Origin of the sequence: Phreatobacter stygius, assembly GCF_005144885.1 — a bacterium.
In the GTDB taxonomy this organism is placed as follows: domain Bacteria; phylum Pseudomonadota; class Alphaproteobacteria; order Rhizobiales; family Phreatobacteraceae; genus Phreatobacter; species Phreatobacter stygius.
Genome location: NZ_CP039690.1, coordinates 3,055,330 through 3,070,090, shown reverse-complemented (window position 1 = coordinate 3,070,090; position 14,761 = coordinate 3,055,330). Strand labels below are relative to the sequence as shown.

Genomic DNA, 14,761 nt, shown 5'->3' with positions numbered 1-14,761 from the left:
GCGGAATGCGACCTGACGTCTGGCGTCGCTCAGCCGTAGATCGGGAAGGCCCTGGTCAGGTCGGCCACCTTGGCCCTGACCGCGGCTTCCGCGCCCGAGGCGGTGCCGTCATTGGAGATCGCAACCGCGTCCAGCACCTCGGCGATCAGCTGGCCGACGGCCGCGAACTCCGCCGTGCCGAAGCCGCGCGTGGTGGCCGCCGCGCTACCCAGGCGAATGCCCGAGGTGACGGTCGGCTTTTCCGGATCGAAGGGAATGCCGTTCTTGTTGCAGGTGATATGGGCACGGCCGAGCGCCGCCTCGGCGATCTTGCCGTTCAAGCCCTTGGCGCTGAGATCGACCAGCATCAGGTGGTTGTCGGTGCCACCGGAGACGATGGCATAACCGGCTTCGCTCAGGGTTGCCGCCAGCACCCGGGCATTGTCGACGACATCGCCGGCATAACGGCGGAAGGCCGGCGTCAGCGCCTCGCCGAAGGCCACCGCCTTGGCGGCGATCACATGCATCAGCGGACCGCCCTGAAGGCCGGGGAAGATCGCCGAATTCAGCTTCTTCGCCAGCGCCTCGTCATTGGTCAGGATCAGCCCGCCGCGCGGCCCGCGCAAGGTCTTGTGGGTGGTCGAGGTGACGACATGGGCATGCGGGAAGGGCGAGGGATGGACGCCGCCCGCCACCAGCCCGGCGAAATGCGCCATGTCGACGAAGAGCGAGGCGCCGACCGCGTCGGCGATCCGGCGGAAGCCGGCGAAATCCCAGAAGCGCGAATAGGCCGAGCCGCCGGCGACGATGACCTTGGGCCGGTGCTCATGGGCCAGGCACTCGACCATCTCCATGTCGATGAGCTGGTCGTCCGGCCTGACGCCATAACTGACGACGTTGAACCATTTGCCCGACATGTTCGGCTTGGCGCCATGGGTGAGATGGCCGCCGGCGGCGAGGTCGAGCCCCATGAAGGTGTCGCCCGGCTGCATCAGCGCCATGAACACCGCCTGGTTGGCCTGGCTGCCGGAATTCGGCTGGACGTTGGCGAAACCGCAGCCGAACAGCTCTTTGGCGCGCGCTATGGCGATCTCCTCGGCGATGTCGACGAACTGGCAGCCGCCGTAATAACGGCGGCCCGGATAACCCTCGGCATATTTGTTGGTCAGCACCGAGCCCTGCGCCTGCAGCACGGCATGAGAGACGATGTTCTCCGAGGCGATCAGCTCGATCTCGTCGCGCTGCCGGCCGAGTTCGCTGGCGATGGCCTCGGCGATGGCGGGATCAGCTTGCGCGATGTCGGCGCTGAAGAAGCTGGCACGTTCGATCCTGGTCATGGCGGTCCCTTCAGCATTCGGCGAGATTGACGGCGAGACCTCCAAGCGAGGTCTCCTTGTATTTCGACTGCATGTCGCGGCCGGTTTCCCGCATGGTGACGATGACCTTGTCGAGCGAGACGACATGGGTGCCGTCGCCCTGCAAAGCCAGCGAAGCCGCGTTGATGGCGCTAACCGTTCCGAAGGCGTTGCGTTCGATGCAGGGCACCTGCACCAGCCCGCCGATCGGATCGCAGGTCATGCCGAGATGATGTTCCATGCCGATTTCGGCGGCATTCTCGATCTGCTCGTTGGAGCCGCCGAGCACCGCCGCGAGGCCCGCCGCGGCCATGGAACAGGCCACGCCGACCTCGCCCTGGCAGCCGACCTCGGCGCCGGAGATCGAGGCGTTCATCTTGAACAGCGCGCCGATCGCGGCGGCGGTCAAAAGGAAGCGCCTGATGCCCTCGGCATCGGCGCCACGGCAATGGTCGCGATAATAACGCAGCGCCGCCGGCACGATGCCGGCCGCGCCATTGGTCGGCGCCGTGACGACCCGGCTGCCGGCGGCATTTTCCTCGTTGACGGCAATGGCATAGAGGCTGAGCCAGTCCATCACCTCATGCGGCGAGCGCGCGTTGGAACCGGCGGCGGCGTCGAGCTTGCGCTTGAGCGCGGGCGCGCGGCGCCGGACATGCAGGCCACCGGGCAATTCGCCCTCGGTCACCATGCCGCGATCGATGCAGGCCATCATGACGCTGGCGACCCGGTCGAGATAGTGCTCGACCTCGGCGGCCGGACGCCGGCTGACCTCATTGGCCATGACCATCTCGGCGATCGACAGGCCGGCGCCGGCCCCCAGCGCCAAGAGGTCCCGGCCCGAACGGAAGGGAAAAGGGATCGGCCCGCCGGTTTCGACCTGCGGTTCGCCGATCGCCTCCTCGCGGATGACGAAGCCGCCGCCGACCGAGCACCAGCGTTCGCTCGCCAGCTCCACGCCCGCGGCGTCCAGCACGGTGAAGGCCAAAGTGTTGGGATGCTGCGGCGTGGCGCCGACCCCGTCGAAGACGATGTCGCTTACCGCATCGAAACGGATGGCCCGGCGGCCGGCAAAGCGCAGCTCATGCTTTTCGCGAACGCTCAAGACAATGCCGTCGGCGGCGTCTGGGTCGATGGTATCGGGCGCTTCGCCCGCCAGCCCCAGGATCACCGCCTTGTCGGTGCCATGGCCCTTGCCGGTCCAGGCCAGCGAACCGAAGAGGTCGGCGCGCACCCGGGCGACGCGCGGCAACAGGCCCGCGGCCGCCACCGCCGCGGCGAAGGCGGCCGCCGCCTTCATCGGGCCGACCGTATGCGAAGATGACGGACCGATGCCGATCTTGAACAACTCGAAGACGCCGATCATCGTGCTGCCCGCTGTCTGGAGAAAGAGCCGTCAGACGAGTTCACCGCGCGCCTCGTCCAGCAATTGCCAGACATAGGGTGCGAAGGAGCGCCAGACATCGACATGGAACCTATCAGGCTCCGGCCGCGACAGCATGACCGTCGCCTTGCCGATCAGCGTGCGCGTGCACATGCCGACCGGGAAGGCCGCGGCCGACAGGTCGAGCGGGCAGCCATGGTTCAGCACATAGGCGCTTTTCGAGCCGGACAGGCTGAAGGCATCCGAGCGGTGGCTGACATCGACGAGCGAATGGCGCGCGCCCAGGAGCGCCTGGCCGAGGCCGTCGAACAGCACCGCCGGATCTTCGCCGGCCGCCTGCAACAGCCATTCGTCCGGGCCGAGCCAGAAGGCCGTGCGGCCGCCCTTGGCGTTGAAACGGCAAGCCTCGCGCGGCAAGGCGAGGCCGAAGGCCTGGTCCGCCGTGGCCACCGCCGGGGGACGGCCGCGGAACACCAGTTTCGCCGCATCCGGCAGCACGTCGAGCATGGCGGCCGGAATGACCCGGGCGCCGGTGGCCAGGTGATCGAGCGCACCGGCACGCAGCGTCGATTGGTCAAGCATCGAGGCGCTCTCCTTTGGCGTCGTAGAACACCGGCTCGACCACTTCGACGGTGATCGGCCCGCCCGGCATCGGCACCGACAGGCGCTGGCCCATGCGCGCCCGGCCGCCGCGCAGCAAGGCCAGCGCAATGGAGCGGTCGAGCGTCGCGCTCCAATAGGACGAGGTGACGTGGCCGATCATGGTCATCGGGATCGGCTGGTTGGCATCGGCGACGATCTGCGCGCCCTCTTCCAGCACACACTTGGGATCGACGGTCAGAAGCCCGACCAGCTGCTTGCGGTCGTCGCGGATCATGGCGGGGCGGGCGAGCGATCGTTTGCCGACGAAATCCTTCTTCGCCTTGCCGATCGCCCAGCCGAGACCGGCGTCGTCAGGGGTCACCGTGCCGTCGGTCTCCTGGCCGACAATGATAAAACCCTTCTCGGCGCGCAGCACATGCATGGTCTCGGTGCCATAAGGCGTGATGCCATGGGGCTTGCCTTCGGCGACGATGGCCTCCCAGACCGCGCGGCCGTGACCGGCCGGCACATTGACCTCGAAGCCGAGTTCGCCGGTGAAGGAGACGCGAAACAGGCGGGTCGGCACGCCACAGATCCGACCCTCGCGCACGCTCATATGCGGCATGGCCTCGCGTGAGAGATCGATGCCCTCGACCAGCGGCTCCAGCACCTCGCGGGCGTTCGGCCCCTGCACCGCGATGACCGCCCATTGCTCGGTCGTCGAGGTCAGCCAGACGTCGAGATCGGGCCATTCGGTCTGGAGATAGTCCTCCATCATGGCCAGCACGCGGGCGGCGCCGCCGGTCGTGGTGGTGACGTGGAAGCGGTCGGGCGCCATGCGGCCGACCACACCGTCATCCATGACGAAGCCGTCCTCGCGCAGCATCACGCCATAGCGCAGCCGGCCGGGCTCCAGCTTGGTCCAGGCATTGGTGTACATGCGGTTCATGAACTCGGCGGCGTCGGCGCCGACGATCTCGATCTTGCCGAGCGTGGACGCATCAAAAATGCCGACCGCGCGGCGCACCGCCAGGCATTCGCGCGCCACCGCCTGATGCATGTCCTCGCCGGGGCGCGGGAAATAGTGGGCGCGTTTCCACAGGCTGACTTCCTCGAAGGCCGCGCCCTCGGCTTCGGCCCAGCCATGGATCGCCGTGCGGCGCACCGGATCGAACAGCTCGCCGCGCGACTGCCCGGCGAAAATGCCGAAAGTGGTCGGCGTATAGGGCGGCCGGAAGGTGGTCAGGCCGATCTTCGGCACCGGCAGCTTCAAGGCATCCGAGACGACACCCAGCGCATTCATGTTCGAGGTCTTGCCCTGGTCGGTGGCCATGCCGGTCGTGGTGTAGCGCTTGACGTGCTCGATCGAACGGAAGCCCTCGCGGGTCGCCAGCCTGACGTCCTTCTCGGTCACGTCGTTCTGGAAATCGATCCAGGCGCGCGTCTTCAGCGGATCGCGGCCATGCGGGGTCGCGCCGATGAACCCGTCGGTCCCGGTGCTTTCGGCTTCGACGGCAAAAACCTGCTGGCCGCTGTCGCCAAATCCCGCGGCCGCGGCCGCGGCGGTTCCGCCGGCAAAGCCGTCGGCCAGCACCCGGTCGAGATCGTAGAGGCCGCGACAGGCGCCGGCCGATCGCTCGCGCTCGGCCGAGGCGCCGGGCAGATAGGCCTGCAGCGCCTCGTCATAGACGAGCTTGCCGCGTGATTGCGAGAACAGGTGGACGCTCGGCGTGAAGCCGCCGGACATCAGCACGAGATCGCAGGCGATGGTCTCGGACTGGCCGAGGCGGCCGCCCGCGCCGAGCCGGGCAAGGCTTGCGGACGCGACGCGCAGGCGCCCGCCGGTTCCGGTGACCACGGTGGCGGCGCGCACGTCGATGCCGGCGGCCTTGGCGCGCGCGACCCAGGGCCCCGCCGGCGCCGGTCTGAGGTCGGCGATGACAGCGATGGTGACACCGGCGGCCTTGAGATCGAGGGCGGCGCGATAGGCGCTGTCGCAGGCGGTGAAGACCACGGCCCGGTCGCCCGGCTTGACGCCGTAACGATTGGCGTAGGTGCGGGCGGCTTCCGCCATCATCACGCCCGGCCGGTCATTGTCGGGGAAGGCCAGCGGCCGCTCGATGGCACCCGTCGCCAGCACCACTTCCCTGGCGCGCAGCTGCCAGAGCCGTTCGCGCGGCAGTTTCGGATCGGCGCTGGCGAGATGATCGGTGACGCGCTCGCTGAGCCCGAGGAAATTATGCGGATACCAGCCGAAGGCGGTGGTCCGCGGCATCAGCGTGACATTGGCGCGCCCGGCGAGATCGGCGAGCGTTTCGGTGAGCCAGCCGGCAGCGGAGCGGCCATCGATCGTCGCCGCGGTCTCGGACAGCAGCGAGCCGCCGAGTTCCGCCTGTTCGTCGCAGAGGATGACCTTGGCGCCGGCCTTGGCCGCGGCGAGTGCTGCGGCGAGACCGGCCGGGCCCGAACCGACCACCAGCACGTCGCAATGGGCATGGACCTGGGTATAGCGGTCGGCATCGGGCCTGGTCGGCGCCCGCCCGAGGCCGGCGGCCCGGCGGATCATCGGCTCGTAGAGCTTTTTCCAGGCGGCCCGCGGCCACATGAAGGTCTTGTAGTAGAAACCGGCCGGCAGGAAGGCCGAGACCAGCTCATTGGCGGCGCCCAGATCGAAGCCGAGCGAGGGCCAGCGGTTCTGGCTCTCGGCGACCAGGCCGTCATGGAGCTCGACCTGGGTGGCGCGCAGGTTGGGAGTATAGCGCGCCTCGTCCGCGCCAATGCCGACCAGCGCATTGGGTTCGTCCGAGCCCGCCGTCATGATGCCGCGCGGCCGGTGATATTTGAACGACCGGCCGACCAGGTGGACGCCGTTGGCGATCAGCGCCGAGGCCAGCGTATCGCCGGCAAAACCCTGATAGGTCCGGCCGTCGAAGCTGAACCGGATCGGCCTGCCGCGATCGATGCGGCCGCCGGAGGGCAGGCGGAAAGGCGCGTTCATCGGCCGGCCTCCTCGGATGCGGCATCCGGCCCGGGCCGTGGTGTGCCGGCCGGATAGGTGGCGGCGATCGCATCGCTCACCGTGTCGCGCAGCACGTTGAAGAAGCGGCCGCAGCCATGGGCATGGCGCCAGCGCTCGGCATGCTCGCCCTTCGGATTGGCGCGCATGTAGAGGAAGCTCGCCCAGGCCTCGTCGTCGAGGCTCATCGGGTCGACGGGCCGCGCGATGTGAGCCTCGCCGCCATAAGCGAACTCGGTCTCGGGGCGCTGGCCGCAATAGGGGCAGGTGATGAGAAGCATGATGGCTCGAACTCCAGCGCTCAGTGGGCGACGGCGGCGGCGGCGGCCTCGTCGATGAGGACGCCGTCGCGGAAGCGTTCGATGGTGAAAGGCGCATTGATCGGATGCGGCTCGTCCCGGGCGATGGTCCAGGCAAAGACATGGCCCGCGCCCGGCGTCGCCTTGAAGCCGCCGGTGCCCCAGCCGCAATTGACGTAGAGGCCGGGCACCGGCGTCTTGGCGATGATCGGCGAGCGATCCGGGGTGACGTCGACGATGCCGCCCCAGTTGCGCAGCATGCGAAGCCGGCGGAACATCGGCACGAGCTCGCAGATGGCGTCCAGCGTATGGGTGGTGATGTGCAGCGCGCCGCGCTGCGAATAGGAGGTATAGGCGTCGGTGCCGGCGCCGATGACCATCTCGCCCTTGTCCGACTGCGAGATATAGGCGTGGATGGTGTTGGACATGACCACGCAGGGAAAGGCCGGCTTGACCGGTTCGGACACCAGCGCCTGCAGCGGATAGCTTTCCAGCGGCAGGCGAACGCCGGCCCGGTCCATGACGACGCTGGTATGGCCGGCGGCGGAGACGCCGACCTTCTTCGTCCGGATGAAGCCGCGGCTGGTCTCGACGCCTTCGACCGCGCCGCCGGGACCGCGCCGGATGCCGGTGACCTCGCAATTCTCGATGATGTCGACGCCGCGCGCATCGGCGCCGCGGGCATAACCCCAGGCGACCGCATCGTGCCGCGCCGTGCCGCCGCGCCGCTGCAGCGCGCCGCCGAGGATCGGATAGCGCATGCCCGAACCGATATTGAGCGCCGGGCAGAATTCCTTGCACTCTTCCGTCGTCAGCCACTCATTGTCGATGCCGTTCAGCCGGTTGGCATGGACATGGCGCCTGAAGCTCTGCACGTCGTGAATGTTATGGGCGAGCATCAGCACGCCGCGTGGCGAGTACATGACGTTGTAGTTCAGGTCCTGCGACAGGCCTTCCCACAGCTTCAGTGCGTGCTCGTAGAGCGCCGCGCTCTCGTCGAACAGGTAGTTGGAGCGGATGATCGTGGTGTTGCGGCCGGTATTGCCGCCGCCGAGCCAGCCGCGCTCGACCACCGCGACATTGGTGATGCCGTGTTGCTTGGCAAGATAATAGGCGCAGGCCAGGCCGTGGCCGCCGGCGCCGACGATGACGACGTCATATTCGGCCTTCGGCTCCGGCGAGCGCCATTGCCGCTGCCAGCCGGCATGGCCGCCGAGCGCGCGGCGGAACAGGGACAAGGCCGAATAATTCTGCATCGGAGCGGTTCCGGTGAGGATGGATCTTGGCTGAGACCATGCTTGCCTGGCGCACCGCCTTCGCGCGAGCACGAGACGGCCTTGGCGCTGGAACGGAAGCGACATGTCGATCCGACCGGCGGCCGTTTCGTTCAAGCCCGCTCCGGCCTCAGGATTGCGGCGATTGCGGCACGACCTCGAACAGGCAGTGATCGTGCTGGCCTTCGGCCGCGCAATAGACCTCGCGCGCCGTCAGCCGCTGCTTGCGGCCGGCATTGGCCGCGACATATTCGAGCGAGCCTTCGAGCCAGGCCGCGAACATGTAGCAAACCTTGCGGCCGCTGTGCCGGTGCGCCTCGTCGACCATGGCGGAATTGTTCAGGCGGACATGGGCCGTGCCGGCCTCGGGGGTCAGGTCGAGCACCTCGAACTGGCCCCAGCCGCGCTGGGTGATCCGCCGCATATAGTGGTGGAACACCTCGACGCCGCCCATGCCGTGATGGGCGGCTTCCTTCTCGCACCAGAAATAGGCCGAGCGGTGGCCGGCCGGACGCAGGATTTCCTCGAGCTTGTCAGGGCCCAGCGCCGCCTCGACGGCATAGTGGTTGTTCAGGAAGAAGTGCTGCGGCACCAGGATCATCGGCAGCGCGTCGACCGACCAGCGGCCGGTGGCATCGTCGACCTCGATGTCGATCGCGGGCTTGCCCATGGCTCAGGCTCCCCAGACATTGTGCAGGAGGTTGAACCAGTTCTTGCCGATGACCGCCTCGATGCGGCCGGTCGACCAGCCGCGACGCTCCATGGCCTCGGTCAGGTTCGGCCAGTCGCCGATGGTGCGCAGACCCTCGGGGTTGATGACCTCGCCGAAATTGGTCAGGCGACGGGCATAACCCTTGTCATGGGTGATCCAGTCGAAGAATTCCTGGCCGTAGCCTTGCGTGAAGTCGGTGCCGATGCCGACATTGGCCTCGCCGCAGATGTCGATGACATATTCGATCGCCTCGACATAATCGTCGACATTGGCTGCCGGCCCGCGCTTCAGGAAGGGCGGGAACATGGTGACGCCAACGAAACCGCCGTGATCGACGATGAATTTCAGCTGCTCGTCGGTCTTGTTGCGCGGATGCGCCTTCAGGCCGGCCGGCAGGCAGTGCGAATAGGCGACCGGCTGCTTGGAGGCGAGGATGACATCCGTGCTGGTCTGGGCCCCGACATGGGAGAGGTCGCAGAGGATGCCGAGCCGGTTCATCTCGGCGACCACCTCGCGGCCGAAATCGGACAGGCCGCCGTCCTTGGATTCATAACAGCCGGTGCCGACCAGGTTCTGGGTGTTATAGGCCATCTGAATGATGCCGATGCCGAGTTCCTTGAACAGGCCGAGATAGCCGATCTGGTCCTCGATGCCGGTGATGTTCTGCCAGCCGAGGATGATGCCGGTCTTGCCCTCGGCCTTGGCCTTCAGGATGTCGGCCGTGGTGTAGATCTGGCTGATGATGTCGCCATGCTCGCGGAACCAGGCTTTCCAGCGCATCACGTTGCGCATGGTCTCGGTGAAGCCTTCCCAGACGCAGCAGGTGCAGTTGGCAGCGGTCAGGCCGCCCCGCCGCATGTCCTCGAACACCGGCCGGCCGAAATCGGAAATGATCAGGCCATCGATGACAACAGACTTCTGGTGCAGATCCGAGGACATGGCCTTTTTCCTTCTTGCTGGCTCCGGCATCGGCGGTGGCTGCGCGCGCAGCCCGTCCCATGCGGCTCGATTTCGAATGATCCGACTTGGAACAGTCCGACTTGGAATGGTCCGATTGTTCGGCCGGAGCAGCCAAAGCCGATAGGACGATTGCGCCATGACACTGGGACAGGCGCGGCGCGCAGCGGCAATCTTCTCGCCGCGCGCCCGATCGGAGATGACGCATTCGTTCAAGCCCGAGCGCCCATGCGTCCTAGCTTGGCATTTCGCCCGCCGCCTAACGTTCGAGGAGAACAATAACTTCCGGAGATGAACCATGGCGACGATGACGAAGCGGACCTTCACCGCGCTTGCAGCATCCGGCGTGCTGCAGCTCGCCCGCGGCGGTGCCGACCAGGCTTATGCGAAAGACAAGGTCAAGATCGCCTTTGTCGGGCCGCTGACCGGCGCCTTGTCGCCGCACGGCATCGGCGGACGCAATTCAGCCGAGCTTGCGGTCAAGCTGATGAACGCCGATCCGACGACCAAATACGATTATGAGCTGGTGGTGCTCGACGACGAGTGCAAACCGAATGTCGGCGTGCAGGTGGTGACCAAGATCGCCTCCGACCGCTCGATCATCGCGGCGATCCCGCATTATTGCTCGGCGACCGCGATCGCCACGGTCGACATCTTCAACCGCTTCAAGCTGCCGATGGTGGTCTGGGCGGCGGTGCTGCCGGAGATCACCTATGCCAGGAAATATCCCGAGGTGCACCGGGTCAGCGGCATCCTGATCGGCCAGAACCGGGTCGGCGCGCAGTTCATGAGGGAGCGCGGCTACAGGAAGTTCGTCTCCTTCGTCGACTCCACCGACTACGGCAAGTCGATGAACAAGTACTTCGCCCAGTTCACTCTGGAGAACGGCAACGAGATCCTCGGCACCTTCGCCGTGCCGCCGGACCAGCAGGATCTTTCCGCCGAGCTGACCAAGATCAAGGAACTGAAACCCGAGGTGATCTATTTCGGCGGCCTGACGCCGCTCGGCGCGCGCCTGCGCACGCAAATGGAGAAGCTCGGCATCGTCGCCCAGTTCGAGGGCAATTCCGGCATCATGGGCGATGCCTTCATCGCAGCGGTCGGGCCGGAGCTTGCCGAGGGCACGCTGACCTTCTTCGACAGCCCGCCGATCTCGCGCATGCCGGGCGGCAAGTTCTTCACCGACAATTACGCCGCCGCCGGCTATCGCGATCCGCCGGAAGCCTATGGCCCCTTCGCCTATGTGGCGACCCGGCTGGTGCTGGAGACCATCGAGAAGACCGGCCCGGACCGCGCCAAGGTGACCGCCGCGCTCGGCGACGTGAAGGACCGCCCGTCCATCGTCGGCCCGATCAATTTCGACGATCACGGGCAGAACATCACGCCGCTCACCACCAAATATGTCGTGCAGGACGGCAAGTGGGTGGTCTGGGAAGACAGCGAATATGCCAGCGGCAAGCGCAAGCTGAAAAACCTGCCCTGAGCCCCGTGGGACATCTGAAGCGAAGGACGCTCCCATGGGCATGATCGGCCAACACCTGCTCAACGGCCTGATGCAGGGAACAATCTATGGCCTGGTGGCCATGGGGTTCACCATCTTCTTCGGGGTGATGAACGTCATCAAGTTCTCCCATGGCGACGTGCTGACGCTCGGCGCCTTCGGCGGCCTGGTCGCCGCCTGGGCGACCCATGCGCTGGGATTGCCGGTCGGCATCCAGCTGATCGCGGTATTCGCGGCGGCCATGCTGCTGTCGGCCGTGGTCGGCGCCGGCATCTCGCATTTCCTGATCATGCCGCTGCGCAATGCGCCGCCGCTCAACATGCTCTTGATGACCATGATGGTCGGCACCCTCATTCGCGAGGCGATCCGGCTGTTCTTTCCGAACGGCACGAATCCGCAGCGCTTTCCCGAACTGCTGCCCTCGGGCGGCTTCAACCTCGGCAATGTCTTCGTCCGCAATGACGGGCTGATCCTGATGGTCGCCGGCATCGCCTCGATCGCGGTGGTGCATTGGATCATCAACCGCACGCGCTTCGGCCTCGCCATGCGGGCGGTGGCCGAGGATGTCGAGACGGCCCGGACCATGGGCATCAACTATGCGCGGGTCATTCCGCTCACCTTCGCGCTGGGATCGATCACCGCCGGCTTCGCCGGCACGATCTACGGGCTCTATTACAGCGAGATCAATTACGGCATGGGCCTGCTGCTCGCGGTCATCGGCTTCAGCGCGGCGATTGTCGGCGGCCTCGGCAATATCTGGGGCGCCATCATCGGCGGTTATCTGTTCGCCGGCCTGCAGACCTTCGTGGTCGCGGCGATCCCGTCGATGAGCGACTACAAGAACGTCTTCGCCTTCGTCCTGGTCATCGTGCTCATCACCTGGCGGCCGACCGGGCTGCTCGCCGAGCGGGGGAGCGAGCGGGTATGACCGATCTGTCCGACATGAGCCGCGTCGGCCAACTGGCCGGCGATTCCCCGGTCCGCACCGGCGCCGGCACCTTGCCCCGGTCCGGCCAGCGCGCCCATCGGTGGCCGCTGGTGGCGGCGGTCGCCTTCGCGGCGACAGCACTGACCGTCCTGGTGCTGATCGAGAACCAGAAACTGCTCGGCCTGGCGCTGGCGGCGATCGCCGCGATCTGCCTGGGCGCGGCCCGCTTCGGCGGCGTGGCGGCGACCGAGGCCGCCGCCGCCGACCACCCCTGGCTGCTGCGCGGCCTCATCACGGCTGCGACGCTCGCCGTGCTGTTCGTGCTCAGGGACGACAATTTCGGCCTGCTGATGCTCTCAACCGTGCTGATCTATGCCACCGTCTGCGTCGGCCTGACCATCCAGATGGGTTATGCCGGCCTGACCAATTTCGCCGCCGCCGCCTTTGTCGGCACCGGCGGTTATACCGCCGCCATGCTCGGCCAGGCCGGCGGCCTGCCCGATCCCGTCGTGCTGGTCACCGGCGGACTGGTCGCGGTTGCCATCGGCTCGCTCTTGATCCTGCCGGTGCTGCGCACGCGCGGCCACTACGCGGCGCTGACGACGCTGGCCTTCGGCGTGATGTTCAACGTCTTCCTCGACGCCAACGAACTGCTCGGCGGGCCGCAGGGCCTGAAGATCCCCGGCATCAACCTGTTCGGCTGGGATTTTTCCGAGGACCTGCACATCGCCGGCTTCACCATCTCGTTCTACGCCAATTACGTGCTGCTGACCGGCGCGCTGGCGGCGCTCGCCATGATGCTGGCCGGCCTGATCGACCGGTCCTGGATCGGCATCTGGTTCGATGCCGTCCGGCTCGACGAAACCGCGGCCTCGGTGTTCGGCCTGAAGATCGGTCGGTGGAAGATCCTGGCCTTCACGCTGGGCAATTTCCTGGCCGGCGTGATGGGCGCGGTCTATGCGAAGATGACCGGCTTCATCGCGCCGAGCAATTTCACCTTCGGCGACTCGCTCGTCATGGTGTCGATCGTCATTCTCGGCGGCATCGGCAACCGCTGGGGCGTGCTGCCGGCAGCCCTCATCGTGGTGCTGCTGCCGGAGAAGCTGCAATTCATCCAGGAATACCGGCTGCTGCTCTACGCGCTGCTGGTGATCGTCATCCTGATCGTCCGGCCCGACGGGCTGGTGGCGCGCCGGGTGCGCAAGCTCAACCTGGAGGCCCGGTCATGAGTGCGCATCAGGCACAGGCCAACCCGGCCAGCGCGGCGAGCCCGGCGAGATTGCTCGAATGCCGCGGCCTGTCCGTGCGCTTCGGCGGGCTCATGGCGCTCAACGAACTCGACATCGATGTCGGCCGCGGCGAAGTGCTGGGGCTGATCGGCCCCAACGGTTCGGGCAAGACGACCTTCTTCAATGTGGTCAGCGGCGTCTATGCGGCGAGCGCCGGCTCGATCCGCCTCGACGGCGTCGACATCACCCGCGCCCAGGCGCAGAACCTGTCGGCCCATGGGCTTGCCCGCACCTTTCAGCGCTCGCGACTCTGCCTGCCCTTGTCGGTGTTCGACAATATCGCGCTCGGCGCGCAGGGCCGCCTCGACAGCGGGCTCTGGCACAACCTGTTCCGCCGCAAGGCCTTCGCGACCGAGGCCCGGACCATGGCGGCCGAGGCGCGCGAGCTCTTGCATGTGTTCAGCCCGACACTGGCCGACAAGCTGTTCGAACCGGCCATTTCGCTCGGCATGATCGACCGCCGCCGGGTCGAGATCTGCCGCGCCCTGGTCGGCCGGCCGAAGCTGGTGCTGCTCGACGAACCCTCCGCCGGCATGACCCATGACGAGACCGACCAGCTGATGGACGAGATCCTGGGCGTGCGCCGCTCGCTGGGCGATCTCACCATCATCATCGTCGAGCATGAAATGGGCCTGATCGAGCGGGTCACCGACCGCTGCGTGGTGCTCAATTACGGCAAGAAGATCTGCGAGGGCCGGTTCCGCGACGTTGCCGCGGACCCGGTCGTGCGCGAAGCCTATCTGGGGCAATCATGACCGGCCGGCTGACAGTTACGGACGTCTACACCGCCTATGACCGGGCCGATGTGCTCTCCGGCCTGTCGATCGAGGTGGCGCCCGGACGCATCACCTGCATCCTCGGGTCGAACGGCGCCGGCAAGTCGACGCTGATCCGTTCGATCCTGCGCCTGACGCCGCCACGCGCCGGCTCGATCGCCTTCGACGGCCACAAGCTCGACACCCTGCAGACCCACGAGATCGTCGGCCTCGGCATCGCCTGCATTCCCGAGGGACGGCGCATCTTCGCCAAGATGACGGTGGAGGAGAACCTGCGCCTCGGCGCCTACCGGGTGGCCTCCGAGAAGGTGATCCGGATGCGCATGGACAAGGTGTTCGAGACCTTTCCGCGGCTCGGCGAACGCGCCAGGCAATTGGCGGGCACCATGTCGGGCGGCGAACAGGCCATGGTCTCGATCGGCCGCGGCCTGATGACCGAACCGAAGCTGCTGGTTGTCGACGAGCCCTCGCTCGGCCTGTCGCCCCTGTTCGTCCAGGAGAACTTCAACGTCATCCGGCGCATCAACGACACCGGCGTGACCGTCCTGCTGGTCGAGCAGAACGTCAACCAGACGCTGGCGATCGCCCATTACGGTTATGTGCTGTCGCAAGGGCGGATCGCCGTGCACGGCACACCCGAGGTGCTTTTGGCCGATGCCGAGGTGCAGCGCGCCTATTTCGGCGGTGTCCATTGACCCGCCGGCGGCTG

At 66.9% G+C, this 14,761-nt stretch carries 13 protein-coding genes; 5 read left to right on the top strand and 8 right to left on the bottom strand.

The genetic code is table 11. The features are described 5' to 3' along the window. Nucleotides 1–29: 29 nt before the first annotated feature. From glyA to E8M01_RS14230, 8 genes are all read right to left on the bottom strand, one after another. Nucleotides 30–1,316, bottom strand: a complete 1,287-nt coding sequence (gene glyA, locus E8M01_RS14265; protein ID WP_136960719.1) for a serine hydroxymethyltransferase — start codon at nucleotides 1,314–1,316, stop codon at nucleotides 30–32. A 10-nt stretch (nucleotides 1,317–1,326) separates the two neighbouring features. Continuing rightward, the gene (locus tag E8M01_RS14260) at nucleotides 1,327–2,700 is read right to left on the bottom strand and encodes an L-serine ammonia-lyase (RefSeq protein WP_136960718.1); all 1,374 of its coding nucleotides are present in this window, start codon (nucleotides 2,698–2,700) and stop codon (nucleotides 1,327–1,329) included. A 30-nt stretch (nucleotides 2,701–2,730) separates the two neighbouring features. Beyond that, nucleotides 2,731–3,300 carry a sarcosine oxidase subunit gamma gene (locus E8M01_RS14255; RefSeq protein WP_136960717.1) on the bottom strand — a complete coding sequence of 190 codons (570 nt, stop codon included), beginning with the start codon at nucleotides 3,298–3,300 and terminating at the stop codon, nucleotides 2,731–2,733. Beyond that, the gene (locus tag E8M01_RS14250; protein ID WP_136960716.1) at nucleotides 3,293–6,298 is read right to left on the bottom strand and encodes a sarcosine oxidase subunit alpha; all 3,006 of its coding nucleotides are present in this window, start codon (nucleotides 6,296–6,298) and stop codon (nucleotides 3,293–3,295) included. Before E8M01_RS14250 ends, E8M01_RS14255 begins: the two co-directional genes overlap by 8 nt. Continuing rightward, nucleotides 6,295–6,597 carry a sarcosine oxidase subunit delta gene (locus E8M01_RS14245; RefSeq protein ID WP_136960715.1) on the bottom strand — a complete coding sequence of 101 codons (303 nt, stop codon included), beginning with the start codon at nucleotides 6,595–6,597 and terminating at the stop codon, nucleotides 6,295–6,297. Before E8M01_RS14245 ends, E8M01_RS14250 begins: the two co-directional genes overlap by 4 nt. A 20-nt stretch (nucleotides 6,598–6,617) precedes the next feature. Beyond that, nucleotides 6,618–7,871: a sarcosine oxidase subunit beta family protein gene (locus tag E8M01_RS14240; protein WP_136960714.1), complete on the bottom strand. Its 1,254-nt coding sequence runs from the start codon at nucleotides 7,869–7,871 to the stop codon at nucleotides 6,618–6,620. Between the two features lie 148 nt (nucleotides 7,872–8,019). After that, nucleotides 8,020–8,559 carry a 4-vinyl reductase gene (locus E8M01_RS14235; RefSeq protein ID WP_136960713.1) on the bottom strand — a complete coding sequence of 180 codons (540 nt, stop codon included), beginning with the start codon at nucleotides 8,557–8,559 and terminating at the stop codon, nucleotides 8,020–8,022. A 3-nt stretch (nucleotides 8,560–8,562) separates the two neighbouring features. Beyond that, the gene (locus tag E8M01_RS14230) at nucleotides 8,563–9,540 is read right to left on the bottom strand and encodes a dipeptidase (protein ID WP_136960712.1); all 978 of its coding nucleotides are present in this window, start codon (nucleotides 9,538–9,540) and stop codon (nucleotides 8,563–8,565) included. Nucleotides 9,541–9,856: 316 nt separating this feature from the next. Here E8M01_RS14230 and E8M01_RS14225 point away from each other — a divergent pair, with 316 nt between their 5' ends. The 5 genes from E8M01_RS14225 to E8M01_RS14205 are packed head-to-tail and all read left to right on the top strand — an operon-like array spanning nucleotide 9,857 to nucleotide 14,747. Further along, nucleotides 9,857–11,041 (top strand): branched-chain amino acid ABC transporter substrate-binding protein, encoded by a 1,185-nt coding sequence (locus tag E8M01_RS14225; protein ID WP_246088731.1) that lies wholly within the window; start codon nucleotides 9,857–9,859, stop codon nucleotides 11,039–11,041. Nucleotides 11,042–11,075: 34 nt separating this feature from the next. Further along, entirely contained in the window at nucleotides 11,076–11,987 is a 912-nt protein-coding gene (locus E8M01_RS14220; RefSeq protein WP_136960711.1) for a branched-chain amino acid ABC transporter permease, read from the top strand. After that, nucleotides 11,984–13,216, top strand: coding sequence for a branched-chain amino acid ABC transporter permease (locus E8M01_RS14215; RefSeq protein WP_215908888.1), 1,233 nt, complete (start codon nucleotides 11,984–11,986; stop codon nucleotides 13,214–13,216). Before E8M01_RS14220 ends, E8M01_RS14215 begins: the two co-directional genes overlap by 4 nt. Continuing rightward, entirely contained in the window at nucleotides 13,213–14,031 is an 819-nt protein-coding gene (locus tag E8M01_RS14210) for an ABC transporter ATP-binding protein (protein ID WP_136960710.1), read from the top strand. Before E8M01_RS14215 ends, E8M01_RS14210 begins: the two co-directional genes overlap by 4 nt. Continuing rightward, complete coding sequence (locus E8M01_RS14205; protein WP_136960709.1) at nucleotides 14,028–14,747, top strand: ABC transporter ATP-binding protein; 720 nt, start codon at nucleotides 14,028–14,030, stop codon at nucleotides 14,745–14,747. Before E8M01_RS14210 ends, E8M01_RS14205 begins: the two co-directional genes overlap by 4 nt. The last annotated feature ends 14 nt before the right edge of the window (nucleotides 14,748–14,761 follow it).

What these genes read in the sequence shown, in the direction of transcription:
- glyA (WP_136960719.1), bottom strand. Translation starts at nt 1,316, where the DNA reads ATGACCAGGATCGAACGTGCCAGCTTCTTCAGCGCCGACATCGCGCAA.
- E8M01_RS14260 (WP_136960718.1), bottom strand. Translation starts at nt 2,700, where the DNA reads ATGATCGGCGTCTTCGAGTTGTTCAAGATCGGCATCGGTCCGTCATCT.
- E8M01_RS14255 (WP_136960717.1), bottom strand. Translation starts at nt 3,300, where the DNA reads ATGCTTGACCAATCGACGCTGCGTGCCGGTGCGCTCGATCACCTGGCC.
- E8M01_RS14250 (WP_136960716.1), bottom strand. Translation starts at nt 6,298, where the DNA reads ATGAACGCGCCTTTCCGCCTGCCCTCCGGCGGCCGCATCGATCGCGGC.
- E8M01_RS14245 (WP_136960715.1), bottom strand. Translation starts at nt 6,597, where the DNA reads ATGCTTCTCATCACCTGCCCCTATTGCGGCCAGCGCCCCGAGACCGAG.
- E8M01_RS14240 (WP_136960714.1), bottom strand. Translation starts at nt 7,871, where the DNA reads ATGCAGAATTATTCGGCCTTGTCCCTGTTCCGCCGCGCGCTCGGCGGC.
- E8M01_RS14235 (WP_136960713.1), bottom strand. Translation starts at nt 8,559, where the DNA reads ATGGGCAAGCCCGCGATCGACATCGAGGTCGACGATGCCACCGGCCGC.
- E8M01_RS14230 (WP_136960712.1), bottom strand. Translation starts at nt 9,540, where the DNA reads ATGTCCTCGGATCTGCACCAGAAGTCTGTTGTCATCGATGGCCTGATC.
- E8M01_RS14225 (WP_246088731.1), top strand. Translation starts at nt 9,857, where the DNA reads ATGGCGACGATGACGAAGCGGACCTTCACCGCGCTTGCAGCATCCGGC.
- E8M01_RS14220 (WP_136960711.1), top strand. Translation starts at nt 11,076, where the DNA reads ATGGGCATGATCGGCCAACACCTGCTCAACGGCCTGATGCAGGGAACA.
- E8M01_RS14215 (WP_215908888.1), top strand. Translation starts at nt 11,984, where the DNA reads ATGACCGATCTGTCCGACATGAGCCGCGTCGGCCAACTGGCCGGCGAT.
- E8M01_RS14210 (WP_136960710.1), top strand. Translation starts at nt 13,213, where the DNA reads ATGAGTGCGCATCAGGCACAGGCCAACCCGGCCAGCGCGGCGAGCCCG.
- E8M01_RS14205 (WP_136960709.1), top strand. Translation starts at nt 14,028, where the DNA reads ATGACCGGCCGGCTGACAGTTACGGACGTCTACACCGCCTATGACCGG.